The 16,425-nt window shown below is 70.7% G+C and carries 13 protein-coding genes; 5 read left to right on the forward strand and 8 right to left on the reverse strand.

What is annotated here, in order from left to right; all coding sequences use genetic code 11:
* Window positions 1-86 precede the first annotated feature (86 nt).
* Window positions 87-2,657, reverse strand: a complete 2,571-nt coding sequence (locus tag OHA55_RS31595) for a discoidin domain-containing protein (protein WP_266712987.1) — start codon at window positions 2,655-2,657, stop codon at window positions 87-89.
* 489 nt (window positions 2,658-3,146) lie between these two features.
* Here OHA55_RS31595 and OHA55_RS31600 point away from each other — a divergent pair, with 489 nt between their 5' ends.
* Complete coding sequence (locus OHA55_RS31600) at window positions 3,147-4,079, forward strand: aminoglycoside phosphotransferase family protein (protein WP_266712989.1); 933 nt, start codon at window positions 3,147-3,149, stop codon at window positions 4,077-4,079.
* A 135-nt stretch (window positions 4,080-4,214) separates the two neighbouring features.
* Here the strand turns inward: OHA55_RS31600 and OHA55_RS31605 are convergent, their stop codons facing one another.
* Window positions 4,215-4,382, reverse strand: coding sequence for a hydrophobic protein (locus tag OHA55_RS31605; RefSeq protein ID WP_266712991.1), 168 nt, complete (start codon window positions 4,380-4,382; stop codon window positions 4,215-4,217).
* A gap of 279 nt (window positions 4,383-4,661) precedes the next feature.
* On the opposite strand from OHA55_RS31605, the gene OHA55_RS31610 reads away from it, so the two are divergent.
* From OHA55_RS31610 to OHA55_RS31620, 3 genes are all read left to right on the forward strand, one after another.
* Window positions 4,662-5,087, forward strand: coding sequence for an ATP-binding protein (locus tag OHA55_RS31610; RefSeq protein ID WP_266712993.1), 426 nt, complete (start codon window positions 4,662-4,664; stop codon window positions 5,085-5,087).
* A gap of 85 nt (window positions 5,088-5,172) precedes the next feature.
* Window positions 5,173-5,595, forward strand: a complete 423-nt coding sequence (locus tag OHA55_RS31615) for an NUDIX hydrolase (protein WP_266712995.1) — start codon at window positions 5,173-5,175, stop codon at window positions 5,593-5,595.
* A gap of 161 nt (window positions 5,596-5,756) precedes the next feature.
* Window positions 5,757-6,188, forward strand: coding sequence for a DUF6221 family protein (locus OHA55_RS31620; protein ID WP_266712997.1), 432 nt, complete (start codon window positions 5,757-5,759; stop codon window positions 6,186-6,188).
* A gap of 232 nt (window positions 6,189-6,420) precedes the next feature.
* On the opposite strand, the gene OHA55_RS31625 is transcribed toward OHA55_RS31620, so the two are convergent.
* The 4 genes from OHA55_RS31625 to OHA55_RS31640 form a co-directional block, all read right to left on the reverse strand.
* Entirely contained in the window at window positions 6,421-8,253 is a 1,833-nt protein-coding gene (locus OHA55_RS31625; protein WP_323180535.1) for a rhamnogalacturonan lyase, read from the reverse strand.
* 232 nt (window positions 8,254-8,485) lie between these two features.
* A complete protein-coding gene (locus tag OHA55_RS31630) occupies window positions 8,486-8,830 on the reverse strand; it encodes a YkvA family protein (RefSeq protein WP_266712999.1) in 345 nt (114 codons plus the stop codon).
* An 85-nt stretch (window positions 8,831-8,915) separates the two neighbouring features.
* Window positions 8,916-9,170, reverse strand: coding sequence for a WhiB family transcriptional regulator (locus OHA55_RS31635; protein ID WP_266713001.1), 255 nt, complete (start codon window positions 9,168-9,170; stop codon window positions 8,916-8,918).
* Window positions 9,171-9,247: 77 nt separating this feature from the next.
* Window positions 9,248-10,354, reverse strand: a complete 1,107-nt coding sequence (locus OHA55_RS31640; protein ID WP_266713003.1) for a PP2C family protein-serine/threonine phosphatase — start codon at window positions 10,352-10,354, stop codon at window positions 9,248-9,250.
* Window positions 10,355-10,697: 343 nt separating this feature from the next.
* Between OHA55_RS31640 and OHA55_RS31645 the strand changes: the two genes are divergently transcribed.
* The gene (locus tag OHA55_RS31645; protein WP_266713005.1) at window positions 10,698-12,449 is read left to right on the forward strand and encodes an LCP family protein; all 1,752 of its coding nucleotides are present in this window, start codon (window positions 10,698-10,700) and stop codon (window positions 12,447-12,449) included.
* Between the two features lie 111 nt (window positions 12,450-12,560).
* Here OHA55_RS31645 and OHA55_RS31650 read toward each other — a convergent pair whose 3' ends face one another.
* Both OHA55_RS31650 and ppc read right to left on the reverse strand, forming a co-directional pair.
* Window positions 12,561-13,628, reverse strand: coding sequence for an MBL fold metallo-hydrolase (locus OHA55_RS31650; protein WP_266713007.1), 1,068 nt, complete (start codon window positions 13,626-13,628; stop codon window positions 12,561-12,563).
* Window positions 13,629-13,692: 64 nt separating this feature from the next.
* Complete coding sequence (ppc, locus tag OHA55_RS31655; RefSeq protein WP_266713009.1) at window positions 13,693-16,413, reverse strand: phosphoenolpyruvate carboxylase; 2,721 nt, start codon at window positions 16,411-16,413, stop codon at window positions 13,693-13,695.
* Between the last annotated feature and the right edge of the window lie 12 nt (window positions 16,414-16,425).

A 16,425-nucleotide genomic window follows, 5' to 3' on the forward strand; every position in this document is an offset into this window, starting at 1 on the left:
CGAGGGCGGGTACCGGACCGCCGTCCGGCACCCGCCCCGCCGTGGCACCGGCCCGAGAGCCGGTGCCACGGTCCACTACCCCGTTGTCAGCCGCCGAAGTTGGTGACCGTGGACGGAACGGTGTCCGTCCCGAACGCGGGGGCGCCCGTGTCGTTGATCACGTGGTTGTACCGCCCGGCCCCACCGAGCGAGACGGCCAGGATGCTGTGGAACTTCACACCGGCCTTCACCGGTACCTGGAATCCGCGGTCCGTCTCGATGCTCGTGAGAGTGAAGGCGCAGTAACTGCCCACGCCCCAGGCCTCGTGCGTGTTGACGGACGGGTCCACCTTGTAGGCGGCGTATCCCTTACTGCTGCCGTCCATCCACTCGGCCTGGCTCGGGACGTCGTACGCCTTCTCGTTCTGGAAGAAGATCGTCCGGCCCCGCTCGCCGAACCACTCGACGTCGTACTTCTTGAAGTGCTCGACGAAGAGCCCGGTGGCGAGCACGTCGTCACCGTGGACGAGCAGACCGTTGTCGGAGGCGTTGACGTTCCAGCCGACGCCGCTTCCGTGGTCGGCCCGCCAGATCCAGGTGTGGTCGATGATCGTGTCGTCGCTGTAGATGTCGACGGCCGTCGTGGCCTTGCCCGCGAACTGGCCGCCCACCCGCACGAACACGTCCTGCATCGAGGTCGGGTTGTTCGCGTGGTCGGTGTGCACACCCGGCTTGCCGATCTCCAGCAGAGTGGGCGAGTTGGTGGTGCCCGCGTCGATCAGGAAGCCGGCGAGCTTGACGCCGTCGACGTCGGCGACCTTCATCGCGGTGACGCCGTTGTCCGGGACGAGGGTGGCCAGGCCGAGGCCCAGGACCACCGTGTCGGCGCGGTTGACCTCGATGGTGCGGTCGAGGTGGTAGACGCCCGGGGTGAAGAGCAGGTGGAGGCCCTGCGCGAGCGCCTGGTTGATGGTGGCGGCGGAGACGCCCGGCTTGGCCACGTAGAACTGGTCGAGGCCGATCGAGGTGCCGGGGGTCGACCCGTTGGCCCAGCTCACGCCGCGGGCGTTGACCCGCTTGGAGGGCACGAACACCTTGTAGGTGCTGCCGTCGAGGTAGAGGTAGGGCTTCTCACGGCTGACCGGGGTGGTGTCCAGGGTCGTGTAGCGCGGCTCGGGGAAGGAGGTCGCCGGGGCGCCCTCGGTGCCCGAGAAGACCATGTTCCAGACCGAGTTGGTCCAGCCGCCGATGGCGCTGTCACGGGTGTACCACTGCTGCTGCGAGTACGGACCGACCGTGCCGTCGATCTTGGAGTCGGCGATGTACCCGCCGCTCGCCCAACCGTATCCGGACGGGGCGAGGTTGAGCCCGCCCTTGACGTGCATCCGACGGAACGGCGCGGCCTGGGCGACCGCCCAGCGGTTGGTACCGTCGTACGGGGCGATGGAGAGGTTCTCCGCGGAGCGCCAGAAGTTCTGCGTCGCGTTGCCGTTGAACCAGCCGGCGTCGACGCTGACTCCCTTGACGGTCACGTCGTCGGGGTTCTTCCCGAGGCCGAGGACCGAGGTGTAGAAGCCGGTGTTGACGTTGACGTCGTAGCTGCCCGGCTTGAAGGCCAGCGCGTAGCGCCCTTCGCCGAACTGCGCAGACTCCTGCTGCTGGTAGATCGAGTCGATCTGCTGCTGGATGGTGGCGGCCGACATGGACGGGTCGAAGACCTTGACGTTGGGGCCGAGGTCACCGCCGCCCTGGATCGGCGTCGTGGATCCGTCCTGCACGTGGACGGCCGCCTCCCAGAGGGAGTAGCCGTATCCGGTGCCCCGGGCCGTGCCCGCGATACGGAGGTAGCGGCCCGAACCCTGCACCTGGTACGAGGTGTTGCCGCCGGTGGCGCCGGTGACCTTCTTGAGGTCGGTGAAGGTGGTGCCGTCGGTGGACGCCTGGACGGCGAAGTCCTTGCCGTAGGCCGCCTCCCAGGAGAGGTCCACCTGGCAGATGTTCTTGACCGAGCCCAGGTCGACCTGGATCCACTGCGGGTCGGCCGCGAGGCTGGACCAGCGGGTGGCGCCATTGCCGTCGAAGGCCGCGGACGCCGGGTTCCCGGCGTTCTCCACCGAGGAGGCGGTGGCCGTACGGTTAAGCGCCGCGTTGGCCGTACCGCACGAGCCCGAGCCCGTGCCCGGATCCACGGTCCCCGACGCGGAGCCGTAGACCTGGAACTCCCAGAGGGAGTAGCCGTACTGCGTCGCCCGCACGGTGCCCTGCACGCGCACGTAACGGCCGGTGCCGCTGACGTCGAGCGTGTCGGTGCCGCCGTCCCCGTCCGTCACCGTGCGCAGGTCGGTCCAGCTCGAACCGTCTGCGGAGACCTGGATGCGGTACCCCTTGGCGTACGCGGCCTCCCAGTTCAGCACCACTTTGCTGACGGTGGAGGACGTACCGAGGTCCACCTGTATCCACTGGTTGTCCGACGCGGCGCTGGACCAGCGGGTGCCGGTGTCGCCGTCGACGGCCTTCGCGGCCGTGGTGCCGCCGTTCTCCTCCGAGGACGCCGTCACGGTGCGGCCCTGCGACAGCAGGACCGCCGTGTCCGCGCCGAACGCCGGAGCCCCCAGGACGGGGATGGCGAGGATGCCTGCCACCACTGCCGCCGCGGCTCGGCCGGGTCTGAATCTCATATGTCGCTGCTCCTTCTCGGAACGCACACCGCGGTCCGCCGACCGGCGGACCGCCCCTACAGGAGAGCGCTCTCTCACCCAGCCGCACACCCCGCCCGTAAGAGTGCGTGAGGGTCCATCAGAACTGATGCGAAAGGAAGAACTCGGAGAGAGCGCTCTCCCGGCGCATACCGTAGGAGGAGGCCCCTGGACCGTCAATAGATGCAGCAGAGATCGGTCGACGGCTTCGGCGGATCCGGGCGAGCGGGACACCACGGACCACGCCCCACCTGCCCAAACATCCCTTGAAGCACGTGAGTTGACACTGCGGCGACGTGCGGGAAATGGAGGCCCCACCGCACCGGGGGACGCCTTTCCGTTCATCCTCGCAAGGTTTCGGAGCCGTCGGCGACACCCGTCCGGCAACCGCAGACCGACCCGCCTGCGCCCGTCCGACCGCACCTCCGCGAAGTCCGCCGGCAACGCGCGAGACCCACCTACCCTCGAAGGATGATCGAGATCCCGGAGGCCTTCGCCCGAACCACCGTCGGACGCGAAGGCGCACACGGGAGAGCCTGGCTCGACAGACTCCCCTTACTGGTCGACGGATTGCTCGACCGGTGGAGCTGCGTCCCGGACGGACCGATCACGCACGGCGGCGTCGGAGTCGTCGTGCCGGTCCGGCGGCGGTCCGAGGGGGCGGCCGTGATCAAGGTGTCCTTCCCCCACCCGGGCAACGTCCACGAACCCGACGGCCTCGCGGCATGGCGCGGTCGCGGTGCCGTGCTGCTCCACGAACGGGACGACGAGCGGTTCGCCATGCTCCTCGAACGGGTGGGGAAGTCCACCCTGGCGGAGTCGGAGTCGGGCGACACGGTCGCGGCCGTCGCCGGCGCCCTCAGCCGCAGGCTCGCCGTTCCCGCTCCGGCCGGTCTGCCCCGGCTGCGAGAACGGGCGGACCGTTGGGAGGAGGAGCTGCGCACCCACGCCGAACTGATGCCGGACGCGGTGCCGGGCCGGGTGGGGGATCACGCACGGGCGACCGTCCGGGAGTTCGGCCGGTGCCAGCCGGACACGGTCGTCCACGGCGATCTGCACGGCAGGAACATCCTGCGCGCAGACCGCGAGCCGTGGCTCGCGGTCGACCCCAAGGGGTACGCCGGCGATCCCGCCTACGACGCGGGGACCTTCCTGAAGTCGAGGGCCTTCGCCCTCCTCGGGTCGGACGACTTCGGCCGGGCGGTGGACCGCGCACTGGACATCTACACGGAGGCGGCGGAGCTCGATCGCGAACGCACCCGCCGCTGGGCCCAGTGGCACGCGGTCACCGCCACTTACCGGGGAATCCGCCACGGCTACCGCGTCGCCCGCGACGGACCGGAGCGCGACCGCGTCACCGACTTCGCCGCGCACCTCTCGGAACTGCTCACCCCTCCCCCGTGAGATCACGGATGCCGCGATCGGCCGACGCCGGACACGGAACGTGGGCGGCCCCGGTGACGTCATGTCACCGGGGCCGCCCACGGACCGGTAGTGGGCCAGGAATCCACCCCGTCAATACATACGGGACCGGATTCCTCACCAGCGGTACCAGCGTCCCTTCCGGCTGCCGGAAGCCGGGCGCACGACAAAGCCCAGCAGCCACACCACCAGCACGATCACGGCGATCCACCACAGAATGTTCAGCGCGAATCCGGCACCGAAGAGAATGAGCGCAAGAAGCAGAACAAGAAGAAGCGGGACCATGATTATTACCTCCGACCACTCATGTGCCCGCGCCTCGGAAGAGCACACCTCCTCATTCGAAGGATTTCCCGCAGTCCACCATCCGACTCCATCGCCACCATCGCGAGCAGGCACGATGCGCTCCCTGCGGCCGATCACCCCATGCACTCCGAGCGGCTTCACGCGCCCCGCACATTTCCGCACACTCTCCGCAACCGATCAACGGGAACGCCCCCTTGAACCGTTTCGTCCTGGGTACGCGAAGACGGACCACGGAATTCTCTTGACGGGGTAATTCACATGCACCAACAGGTTCTGACCAAAGACTCCCCATCCCATGGATCGACCGACTCACGGCTCGAATTCGTCTGCCGCCCGCAACGCGCCGCCGAAGCCCGGGACGCCATCGCCGCCTTTCTCGAACGGCTCGATCCACCGCCCCGCGCCGATACGGTCCAGAACCTGCTCCTGCTGGTGTCGGAGCTGGTGACCAACGCGATCCGCCACGCCGGGGGTGTGACAGCGCTCCGGTTCGCCGCGGACCGCAGGGTCCTGCAGATCCGGGTGTCCGACCCCAGCTCCGCCCACCCCCAGGACCGTACGCCCGACCTCACGGGCCGGACCGGAGGCTTCGGCTGGCCCATGATCCGGCGCCTCGCCCACGACGTGCAGGTGCGGAGCAGGGAGGGCGGCGGGAAGGTCGTCGTGGCGACGATCGGCCGCTGAGGGCGTACACCCCGTTCCCCCGTCCCGGGAAAGCCCGGAAACCACCGGGCGCGTGAGCGGCGGAACGGGCGGGCATCCTCGCCCCGTGCCCGACAGCGCCCCGAGCGCACCCGAGGGCGACGGACCCGCCCGGGACCCGCTCGCCGCCGAGGCCACCGGCCAGGCCCTGGTCTCCTTCGCATACGGCCCCGAGGACATCCTCACCACGGCTCACCGGCCTATGCCCGCGGCGCTGTTGGCACTCTGGTTCGGCAGCCGGGTGCTGCTCGTCCACGACAGGTACCGGCGGTCCTGGAAGCTGCCGGGCGGCATGATCGAGCCGGGCGGGACACGGCGCGCTGCGGCCTGGCGCGAACTGCGGGAGGAGACCGGCCAGACACCGGACGGCCCCGAGGAGTTCGTCGGGCCGGCGCGCTTCCACCTGGGGCCCGAACGGCACAGCGAATTCCTGGCGTTGTCCACGGGGCGGATCGAACGCCCCTCCCAAGCAGACCTGCCGGACAAGTGAGCGCATGGCGTACCGGCGTCCCACGACGGCCCACCGACGACCGCGGGCGTCCTCCCTGGCACCCCGAGGGCATACTGCGACCATGAACCGTCCGTCGAGCGACTACCGGAAGCTCACCCGCATGCAAGTCGCCCACCGCAGCCACAGCGAGGACCCGAGCCATGTCTGACGCCCTGGTGGCCTTCCTCCTCGCCCGACTCGCCGAGCGCGAGGCGGCGGCGCTCGCGGCGAGCGGAGGGCGCACTGCCCCGTCGTGGCAGGCACTGGGCACAGGGGTGTACGCCGTGACGGACGCCTTCGCGGACGACGTCCCGCCCCTCGCGACGACCGGGCCCGAAATCGGCGGTTCCGACGAGGACGCCGCACGCGCCGAGCACATCGCACTGCACGACCCGGCGCACACCCTGCGGGAGATCGAGGCGGTGCGAGAGCTTCTGAGGAGGTACGAGGAGCCGGAGGCGAGCTTCGCGCTGCCGGACTCGGCCAACCGCTACTCGGCCGCCGCGGAGCGCTCCGCGGTGCTGCTGGCCGCGAGCCACCTGGCGCTGCCCTACTCCGGGCACCCGGACTACCTCGTGACCTGGCGCCCCTGAAGGCGTGCTGCCAAAGCCGTCCGCCTCACCCTCGGCCATGAAGACCCGGCCGTCTTCCCGAATGAATGGGCCGTCGTGTTCCAAGGTTGATCCCATGCCCGCATAGCCGAGGGGACGAGGGGGCCAGGTGCTCGCTCCGTGATGGATCTCCCCGGATGCTCCCCAGGCACTTGTCCGGCAGGGAAGTGGCGGTCGGAGTCGATGACTCCGACCGCCTCCCCGCCGAGGTGTCCTACGGCGTCGTGATGGCCGGCCGCGGCGGCGTCGGCATCCCGTTGCCGATGGCGAAGCTCGGGTGCGGCGGCTGATTGTAGGCGGTGTTCTGCCACGCAAGCGCGGTGCGGTACTGGGTGTCGTGGAGCAGCGTGGTGATCCGGGTGGTGGTCTCGTACGGCGTGGAGTAGATGCGCAGGGCGGTGTTGTTCGTCGTCGGCCAGACGACCTCCTCGCGCCAGTCCCCGAATAGGTCTCCGGAGATCGCGGGGGTGGCCTTCGTACCGTTGTTGGCGTGTACGGAGTCGCCGGTGAGCAGCCGGGTGTCGGACGAGGTGCCGTACTTGTCGATGTGGGTGGAGTCGAGCAGTTCGCGGGTGGTGTCGCCGTCCCACCAGGTCAGGAAGTTGGTGCTGGACGGTTTGCGGGAGGCGACCACGGCGCCGGAGGGGCTGCGTACACCGTCCGCGGCCGAGGACCAGGACTCGGCGCCGGGGCTGCCGGACCAGATGTCGCCGGAGACGCCACGGCCGTTGTCACCGTTGGACGGGGTCGACCAGAGGATCTGTCCGGTGCGCGCGTCGGCCATCCAGGACGAGGGTTTCGAGCTGTCCTCGTCCACCTTGAACTCCTCCAGACCCGCGCGGGAGGGGTCGAGGTCGCCGACGTGCTGGGCGTCGCCGTGGCCGTTCTTGGTGGTCCAGAGGGAGGCGCCGTTGTCGTCCACGGCCATGGCGCCGTACACGATCTCGTCCTTGCCGTCCGCGTCGACGTCGGCGACGGACAGCTGGTGGTTGCCCTGGCCGTCGTAGCCCCGGCCGGTGTTGGTGGAACTGTTGGTGTCGAACGTCCACCGCCGGGTGAAGGCGCCGCCCCGCCAGTCCCAGGCGGCGATGACGGTACGCGTGTAGTAGCCGCGCGCCATGATCAGGGAGGGCCGGGAGCCGTCGAGGTAGGCGGTTCCGGCGAGGAAGCGGTCGACCCGGTTGCCGTACGAGTCGCCCCACGAGGAGACGGTGCCGCGCGCGGGGACGTAGTCGACCGAGCCCATGGCGGCGCCCGTACGGCCGTTGAACATGGTCAGGTACTCGGGTCCGGTGAGGACGTACCCGGAGGAGTTGCGGTAGTCGGCGGAGGCGCTGCCGATGGTGGTTCCTTTGCCGTCGACGGTGCCGTCCGAGGTCTTCATGGCGACCTCGGCCTCGCCGTCGCCGTCGTAGTCGTACACCTGGAACTGCGTGTAGTGCGCGCCGGAGCGGATGTTGCGGCCGAGGTCGACGCGCCAGAGCCGGGTTCCGTCGAGTTTGATGCCGTCGACGATGGTGTTGCCGGTGTAGCCGGACTGCGAGTTGTCCTTGGCGTTGGTGGGCTGCCACTTGAGGACGAAGTCGAGGGCTCCGTCGCCGTCCAGGTCGCCGACGGAGGCGTCGTTGGCCTCGTAGGTGTAGGCGACGCCGTCCGGAGTGGTGCCGCCGGCGGGCGGGCTGATCGGCACGTCCTTGTATCCGGTGCGGAACTGGATGGCGTGGACGGAGTCGGCCTGTTCGACGCCGCCGACCACGGCGCGGACGGTGTAGTCCGCGGTGGCGGGTGCGCCGGCGTGGAAGTAGTTGGTCGAGCCGGTGATGGGCGAGGCGTTGACCTTGGTGCCGGCCCGGTAGACGTTGAACGCGACGGCGTCGGGGTCCGTGCCGAGCCAGCGCCAGCTGATGAGGTTGCCGGTGTCGGTGTGCACGCTGACGACGCCCCGGTCCAGTGCCTCGGCCTGCCGCAGGGTCGCGGCGTGCGAGGTCTGGCCCGCGGCGACGAGGCCGGCGGCGGCGAGGAGTCCGGCGGCCAGCGAGCTGATCAGCGCGCGGGTCCGGGCGGTCCGGCGACGCCTGCCTCGTGAGTGGGGGGAACGGGCTGAAGCGGATGTGGGGTTCACGGTTCGCACTTTCGGCCGGGGGCGGGTGACGGGTTGCACAGGTCAGTCGCCCCCGGCCGCACAAAGGTTGCCGCCCTCCGAGCCTTCACGAATCCGCTCGCGGATCCGCGGATCCGACCGCCCCGGGCCTGCCCCCTGCCGACTCCGCCCGTACCGCTCAGCCGCCGTCGGGCGTCGCCCTCGGCAGCGTCTTCTCGGGGCTCCGCCGTCCGGCACGGCTCGCCCGTACCCCGACGCCGGCCGCGCTCGCGGCCGAGTGCAGGGAGCGGAGGGCGACGAGGAGGAAGCCGATGTCGTCGAGGTAGACGGGGTCGGGGATGAGGTCGACCGGTGAGATCGTGTAGATCACCGCGGCCCAGAACAGGGCTTTGGACCGGAGCGGAATCCCCGCGTCGGTGAGGAGTTTGCGGGCACGTACGACGCGCACCAGCAGGACGGCGGCGACACCCATGGTGAGCAGCGCGGCGACGGCGCCGATGACGAGCCAAGCGGTGAGGTCCATGGCTCATCGTGTACCCGCCCGGGGGCCGCGCACGGCATCCGGACGGTAACAGCCGGGTCCTCGGACCGTCCCCTCGGCCCGCTCCTCAGCCGCGCTGCCCGGCCTTGCGGCGGTCGCGGCGCTTGAGCGCACGCCGTTCGTCCTCCGCGAGGCCGCCCCACACCCCCGCGTCCTGGTTGTTGTCGAGAGCCCATCGCAGACACTGCTCCCGTACGGGGCAGGTGCGGCAGACCGCCTTGGCGTCCTCGGTCTGGACGAGTGCGGGCCCGGTGCTCCCGATCGGGAAGAAAAGGTCCGGGTCCTCCTCGCGGCAGGCCGCTCGTGTGCGCCAGTTCTCCATGGTTCCCACTTCCGGTGGCCGGTTGCGTGTTTTCGTCTCCGGTTCTCGGGTGACCGACAGCCGGGGACCGAAACCGGTTACCACCGAAAAGTTGCCTCCGGGGGCCGGTACAGGGCGAGCAGGGCCTGGTCGTCCTGCGGCCGGTCGCCGGTGTGGCGGCGGACGTCGCGGATCAGCGCGTCGAGGATCTGTCCTGGGGCGACGGGGTCGCCCAGGGCGATGCGGCGTCTGGCGAGGACGGGCAGTCGCTGGGTGGCGTCGTAGAAGGTGCCGGTGCTGTCCCGGGACTCGCTGACGCCGTCGGTGTAGAGGACGAGGGTGGCGCCCGGCGGGAAATCGAAGGTGTCGATGGGAGCGGTCCAGTCCTGGATCGCTCCGATGCCCAGTGGAGGTGCTTCCTCGGAGGGTTCGAGCAGTGTGGCGGTGCCCTGCACGTCGAGCAGTACCGGCGGTGGATGTCCCCGGTTGACGAGGCGTACGGAGGAGAGGTCGAGGGCGAATTCGGCGAGCAGGCCCGTCGTGAACCCCTCGGCCCGTTCCAGTCCGCCTCGGCGGTCGCCCTCCCGGGTGAGGGCCCGTTCCATGGCGTGGGCCAGGGCGGCGAGGTCCTCCGCCTCGTCGGCGGCGTACCGGAAGGCGCCGAGGTCGGAACAGACGGCGCTGACCGCGCCGAGGCCCTTGCCCCGAACGTCGCCGATGAGTGCGCGGATGCCGTGCGGGGTGTGCTGGACGACGTAGAGGTCGCCTCCGATGAGCGCCTCGTCCTCGGCGGGTACGTAGCGTGCCGCGACCCGCAGGGACCCGATCCGCTCGGGCGGGTCGGGCAGGACCGCGCGCTGGGCCACGAACGCGACCTGCCTGGCGCGCACGGTGTGGGCGTACTGTCGGTCCAGCCTCCGGTTGATGAAGAGCGCCAGTACGGTCACGGCCAGCAGGGTGAGCTGGTTCGCCACTCCCCGGCGCCAGCCGAAGGTGCCGTCGACGCGGGCGAGGACCGCGTGCACGGCCATCGAGACGAGCCCGGTCAGGATGATTCCCCGGGGCCGCAGCAGGGGGCCCGCGAAGACCGGTGCGGCGATGAGCAGGGGGGCCGAGGTCACGTCCTGCGGGGTGATCAGGTCGACGACGACCGCCAGCACGATGACGATGGCGGGGATCCACTGCACACTCCTCGACTGCACCACTCCCCCACGCTGCACGCCCCGCCGCCGGTCCGCATCCCGGCGGGACGCGATCGGGCGGTGCCGTGCGGGGCCAGGGCCTTCGTTCGAAATCGGTGCTCTCAGTAGGGCAATGGCCAAGGCGACGAGCGCTCATCGGGCACTTTCACGCGAATTGCCCTGATACGGGGGCGTCAAGAGTTTGCCCGTCTTGGCCCCGCGCCGATCCAGGCGGATAGGGTGAGCGATCCGGTGCACCGGCCACGGGGGCAATCCCGAAGTCATGTGTCTGGTGACACCTTGTACGAGACCCGAGCGTCTTCAGGGGGAAGGCGCCGCGTGGCCCCGACGGAGGATTCGGACAACCGTGGACGCGCAAGGCCGTGGGCGGGCGGACGACATCGACCCCGCAGACCAGTGGGTGCTCAACCCGAGCACCGGCGAATACGAACTGCGACTGACCCCTTCCGCACCGCAACCGGGCAGAACGGGTGTTCCGAGCCCGCGGGGGCCGGTCCGGGGTGGGGGCGGCGGCTCCGGCCGGACACAGGCCGGGCCGGAGCGGGACACCCGGGCTCCGGGCCGTACGGAGTCGCCCGCCGGTCTTCCGGCGCCCCGCAGGCGCCGGGGAGCTCCCGACGAGCCGCCCGGGCGCCGGGGGGCGCGGAACAAGCGGAAGCCGAGGACCAAGCGCGTTCTGCTCTGGACCGGCGGCACGATGGCGCTCGTCCTGGTGGCCGTCTCCGCCGCCGGGTACGCCTACCTCAAGCACCTGGAGGGCAACGTCACGACCACGGACGTGGGCGACGCCGGGGCCGCCGGCTTCAGCAAGGACAAGGCCTTCAACATACTGATCATCGGCACCGACAAGCGGACCGGCGCCGGCAACGAGGGTTACGGCGACAGCGGCAGCGTCGGCCACGCCGACACCAACATCCTGCTGCACGTCTCCGAGGACCGGACGAACGCGACGGCGCTGAGCATCCCGCGCGACCTCATCGTCGACGTGCCCGACTGCCCGACCAAGCAGAAGGACGGCACCGAGAAGATCGTGCCGGGGACGCAGCACGTCCGCTTCAACACCAGTCTCGGCCAGGACGGCCGAGACCCGGGCTGCACCATGCGTACGGTCAAGGAGACCACCGGCATCACGGTGGACCACTTCATGATGGCCGACTTCAACGCGGTGAAGACGCTGACGACCGCGGTCGAAGGGGTCGACGTGTGCCTCGCCAAGGACGTCGACGACCCCGACTCGCACCTGAAACTCGGCAAGGGGACGCACACCATCCAGGGCGAGCAGGCGCTGGCCTTCCTCCGCACCCGGCACAGCTTCGGCAACAAGGGCGACCTCGACCGCATCGGGGTGCAGCAGCAGTTCCTCGGCTCGCTGATGCGGAAGATGTCCTCCAGCGACACGCTCACCAGCCCCACCAAGCTGGTGAAGCTCGCGGAAGCCACCACCGAGGCACTGACCGTGGACACCGGCATCGGCAAGCCCAGCACGCTCAAGGACATGGCGCTGGAGCTGAAGAAGGTCCCGACGAAGAACATCGCCTTCACCACGGTGCCGGTGCTCGACAACCCGGATGAGCACCCCCCGGTGACGGTGATCCTCAACGAGGCGGCCGCGCCTCCGGTCTTCCAGGCCATCGCCGACGACGTCTCCCTCACCGAGGTGAAGCAGAAGAAGAAGGAAGAGGCCGCCTCGGTCGCCGCCCGCCTCAAGGGCACCCAGTCCGCCGCGGGCGACGTGCGGGTACGGGTCCTCAACGGCGGCGCCGAGGGCGGCTCCGCCGGGAAGACCGTGGAGTGGCTCCAGAACGAGGTGGGCGTGACCAAGTCCGAGAACGGGGCCAACGCCCCGGAGAAACTCGCGAAGACGACGCTGGAGTACGCCCCCGACCAGGCGGACCAGGCCCGCAAGCTCGCCGCGCTGATGGGCCTGTCCGGATCGGCGATGAAGCCGGGGAAAAGCGTCGAGAACGCGCAGGGGCTGCCCGCCATGACCCTCACTCTCGGCAAGGACTTCAAGGGTGCGGGGGTCTCCCTCACCGCTCCCACGAAGCCGCCGGAGGTGACCAAGTCCACGGCCGACCAGGCGAAGTGCGCGCAGTAGCCGGCTGACGAAACGGTCCGGCCGAAAAGCCGGGCCGGGTTCCGCCGCTCCGTGTGCGGCGGAACCCGGCCCGTTCCCGGACGGCCCGCGCCGACGGGCCGCCCGGGACGGTCAGGGCAGGCGGATCGGGGCGGGCAGCAGGGCCCGTGCGGGCACCGGCCGCCACCGGTGGCTCCCGTCGCCGGCCGGGGCGACCCTGCCGAAGGCCTGGTCGCCGAAGTGGAACGCGAACCCGTACGTGCGCGGCGTACCGAGCAGCCCCAGCAGGGTCGAACGGGCCTTCAGGACGCCGTCTACGTCCGTGTCCGGCCCGGACGGCCACTCGGGGTGGGCGATCTGGGCCGGTGTGTGGAAGGCGTCGCCGAACACCAGGACGCGCCGTCCGCCGCCGGCCGAGATGACGTACGTCGTGTGCCCCGGGCTGTGGCCGGGGGTGATCACCGCGGTGACGCCGGGCCACACCTCGGCACCGTCGTCGAACCGCCGCAGCACACGGGCCATGGGCACCATGAACCCTTCCCAGGACGGCGCCCCGACCTCCACCTCACCGTTCCAGAACGGCTCCCACTCGGCGTCCGCCACGAGGTAGTCGGCGCGGGGGAACGCCTTGCGCATCCGCCCGTCGCGCCCCTGGACGAAGCCGAGACCGGTGTGGTCCGTGTGCAGGTGGGTGAAGGCCACCGTGTCGATGGACTCCGGTGCCACCCGCAGCGCCCGAAGGGTCCGCAGCAGCGCTCCGCCCCGGGAGACACCGAGCGAGGGCGCCAGCACGTTGCTGCCCAGCCCGACGTCGATCAGCAGCCGGCGGCCGCCCCGCTCCACGAGGACACCGCCGGCCGAGGCGGCGATCCGTCCGGAGGGGGCGAGTGCCTCCGGGTTCTCCTTCCAGTACAGGGCGGGGACCGCGGGAAGGAAGCCCACGGGGTCCAGTTCCATCGCCGCGTCGACGACGTAGGTGAGGCGGACGTCGCCCACCGTGAGGGTGCGTACGGCCGACTGGTCCCCGAGGCGGCCGGTGCGGGGCGGGGCGTCGCCGGTGCGGGGCCGGGCGTCCGCGGCGGATGCCGGCCCCGGCAGGGCGCCCGCGAGCGGGACGGAGAGTGCGGCGCCGGAGACGAGCGCGGTGCGCAGTACTCGGCGGCGGGAAGGCCGGGAGGAGACGGATGTGCGGTCTGTCATGGCCGGGCTCCTTCGCCCCCCGTCCGGCCGAGGGGCCGGACGGGGGCATCGGGTGGGGTGGGCATCAGCCGGTGTTGCGGAGGCCCGCGGCGACACCGTTGACGGTGAGGAGGAGGGCGCGGGCGAGGAGCGGGTCGGCTTCCTCGCCGGCCGCCGCCGCGTCGCGCTGGCGCTTGAGGAGGGCGACCTGGAGGTAGGAGATCGGGTCCAGGTAGGCGTCACGGATGGCGAAGGTCTGCTGGAGGACCGGGCTGGTACCGAGGAGCTCGGTGTTCCCGGTGATCCGCAGGACCTCCTGGACGGTCAGGGCGTGCTCGGCCTCGATGACGTCGAAGACGTGCTTCAGCTCGTCCGGCACCAGGGTGTCGACGTAGTGACGGGCGATCCGCAGGTCCGTCTTGGCCAGCGTCATCTCGACGTTGGACAGGAAGTTCTGGAAGAAGTGCCACTGGCCGTGCATCTCGTCCAGGACCGTGTCCAGACCGGCTTCGCGCAGCGCCTTGAGGCCGGAGCCGACACCGAACCAGCCGGGGACGATCTGGCGGGACTGGGTCCAGCCGAACACCCACGGGATGGCGCGCAGTCCGTCGAGGCCGAGACCCGAGTCGGGGCGGCGCGAGGGGCGCGAGCCCAGGTGCAGCTCGGCGAGCTGGTCGACCGGGGTGGAGGAGAGGAAGTACGCGGGCAGGTCCGGGTCCTCGACCAGCCGGCGGTACGCGGAGTGGGCGGCGTCGGAGACGGTGTCCATCGCCGCGTCCCAGCGGGCCAGCGCCTCGTCGGACTGGCGCGGCGCGGTGTGCAGGGCGGAGGCCTGCAGGGTGGCCGCGACGGTGAGTTCGAGGTTCTCGCGGGCCAGCGCCGGGATCAGGTACTTGTCGGAGATGACCTCGCCCTGCTCGGTCACCTTGATCTCGCCCTCCAGGGTTCCCCAGGGCTGGGCGAGGATCGCGTCGTGCGAGGGGCCGCCACCGCGGCCCACGGTGCCGCCGCGGCCGTGGAAGAGACGCAGGCGTACGCCGTAGCGGTGGGCGACGTCGCGCAGCCGGCGCTGGGCGCGGTGGATCTCCCACTGGGAGGTGGTGATCCCGCCGAACTTGGAGGAGTCGGAGTACCCGAGCATGACCTCCTGGACGTCACCGCGCAGCGAGACCAGACGCCGGTAGGAGGGGTCGGCGAGCATCTCGTCGAGGATGACGTCGGCGGCGCGCAGCTCGTCCGTGGTCTCCAGCAGCGGCACGATGCCGATCTTCGCCCACCCGGCGTGCAGGTCCAGCAGACCCGCCTCGCGGGCGAGGACGGCGGCCGCGAACACGTCGTCGGCGCCCTGGCACATCGAGATGATGTACGACTCGATGACCTCGGGACCGAACCGCTCGAACGCCTCCCTGATCGTGTGGAACACGCCGAGGGTCTTCGCCCCACCGGCGTCCAGCGGCGCCGGACCCAGCAGTCGGCGGGAGACGAGTTCCTTCGCCAGCAGACGCTGCCGGTAGTCGCGCGGCATGTCGCTGTAGCGCCAGGACTCCTCGCCGAGCCGGTCGAAGAGCTGGCCGAGGGTGTGGTGGTGGGCGTCGGCGTGCTCGCGTACGTCCATGGTGGCGAGCTGGAGGCCGAAGGCGCCCAGCGTACGGATGGTGCGGTCCATCCGGCCGTCGGCGAAGAGCCCGCCGCGGTGCTCGCGCAGCGAGGTCTGGACGAGGGTGAGGTCGGCGAGGAGCTCGGAGGTGCCGAGGTAGTCGCAGCCGGGACGGTGCCCGGTGCCCTTGGCGAGGCGCTCGCGGGTGTTGACGAGCTTCTGGCGGATGCAGGTGGCCTTGAGCCGGTACGGCTCCTCGGCGTTCAGCCGCTTGTAGCGCGGGCTGATCTCCGGGAGGCGCTCCAGGTCGGCCTGGAGGGATTCGAGCAGCTCTTCGGTCGCGCCCGTGTAGCGGACGGAGTGGGACAGGAAGCCGCGCAGCTGGTCGACGAGTTCGAGGGCGTCGGTGATGCCGTGCTCGTGCTGCAGGATCAGCACGTCCCAGGTGACGGCGGGCGTCACGTTGGGGTTGCCGTCGCGGTCGCCGCCGATCCAGGTGCCGAAGGTCAGCGGACGGGCTCCGTCCGGCAACGCGATGCCGACCCCCTCCAGTTCGGCCGAGAGGTCCTCCAGGACGTCGCCGACCGCGCCGGTGTGAAGCTCGTCGAGGTAGTAGATGGCGTTGCGGGCTTCGTCGGCCGGCTCGGGGCGGACGACGCGCAGCTCGTCGGTCTGCCAGATGAGGTCGATGTTCTCCGCGAGCCGCAGATCGTGGCGGCGGCGGTCGGCCTCGATGACGGGCGTCTCCAGCAGGGCGGCGATGCGGCGGAGCTTGTTCAGCACCGAACGGCGGGCGGCCTCGGTGGGGTGGGCCGTGAACACCGGCCGGACATTGAGGTGTTCGACGGCGCGGGCCAGGCCCTCCGGCGACTCCTGCGCTGCCTGCCGCACGACCCGGGCGAGGGCGGCGCTCGCCCCTTCGCGGGCGGTGCGCAGCTCGCGGCTCCGGTGCACCTGCTCGGTGACGTTGGCCAGGTGGAAGTAGGTGGAGAAGGCGCGGACCAGTTTGGCCGCGGTCCGCAGTTCGGTTCCGCGCAGCAGGGCGTCGGCGGACTCGCCGTCCTCGCGGGCCAGCCGGCGGACCTTCTCGACCAGTTCGAGCAGGTCCGCTCCTTCCTGGCGGACGAGGGTCTCGTCCAGCAGTCGGGCGAGATGCTGGATGTCCGCGTGCACGGCGGCGTGCGAGACGTGCGGTGTACGGGCGTTCATGTCTGCTCCTGG

This window comes from Streptomyces sp. NBC_00102 (assembly GCF_026343115.1).
In the GTDB taxonomy this organism is placed as follows: Bacteria; Actinomycetota; Actinomycetes; order Streptomycetales; family Streptomycetaceae; genus Streptomyces.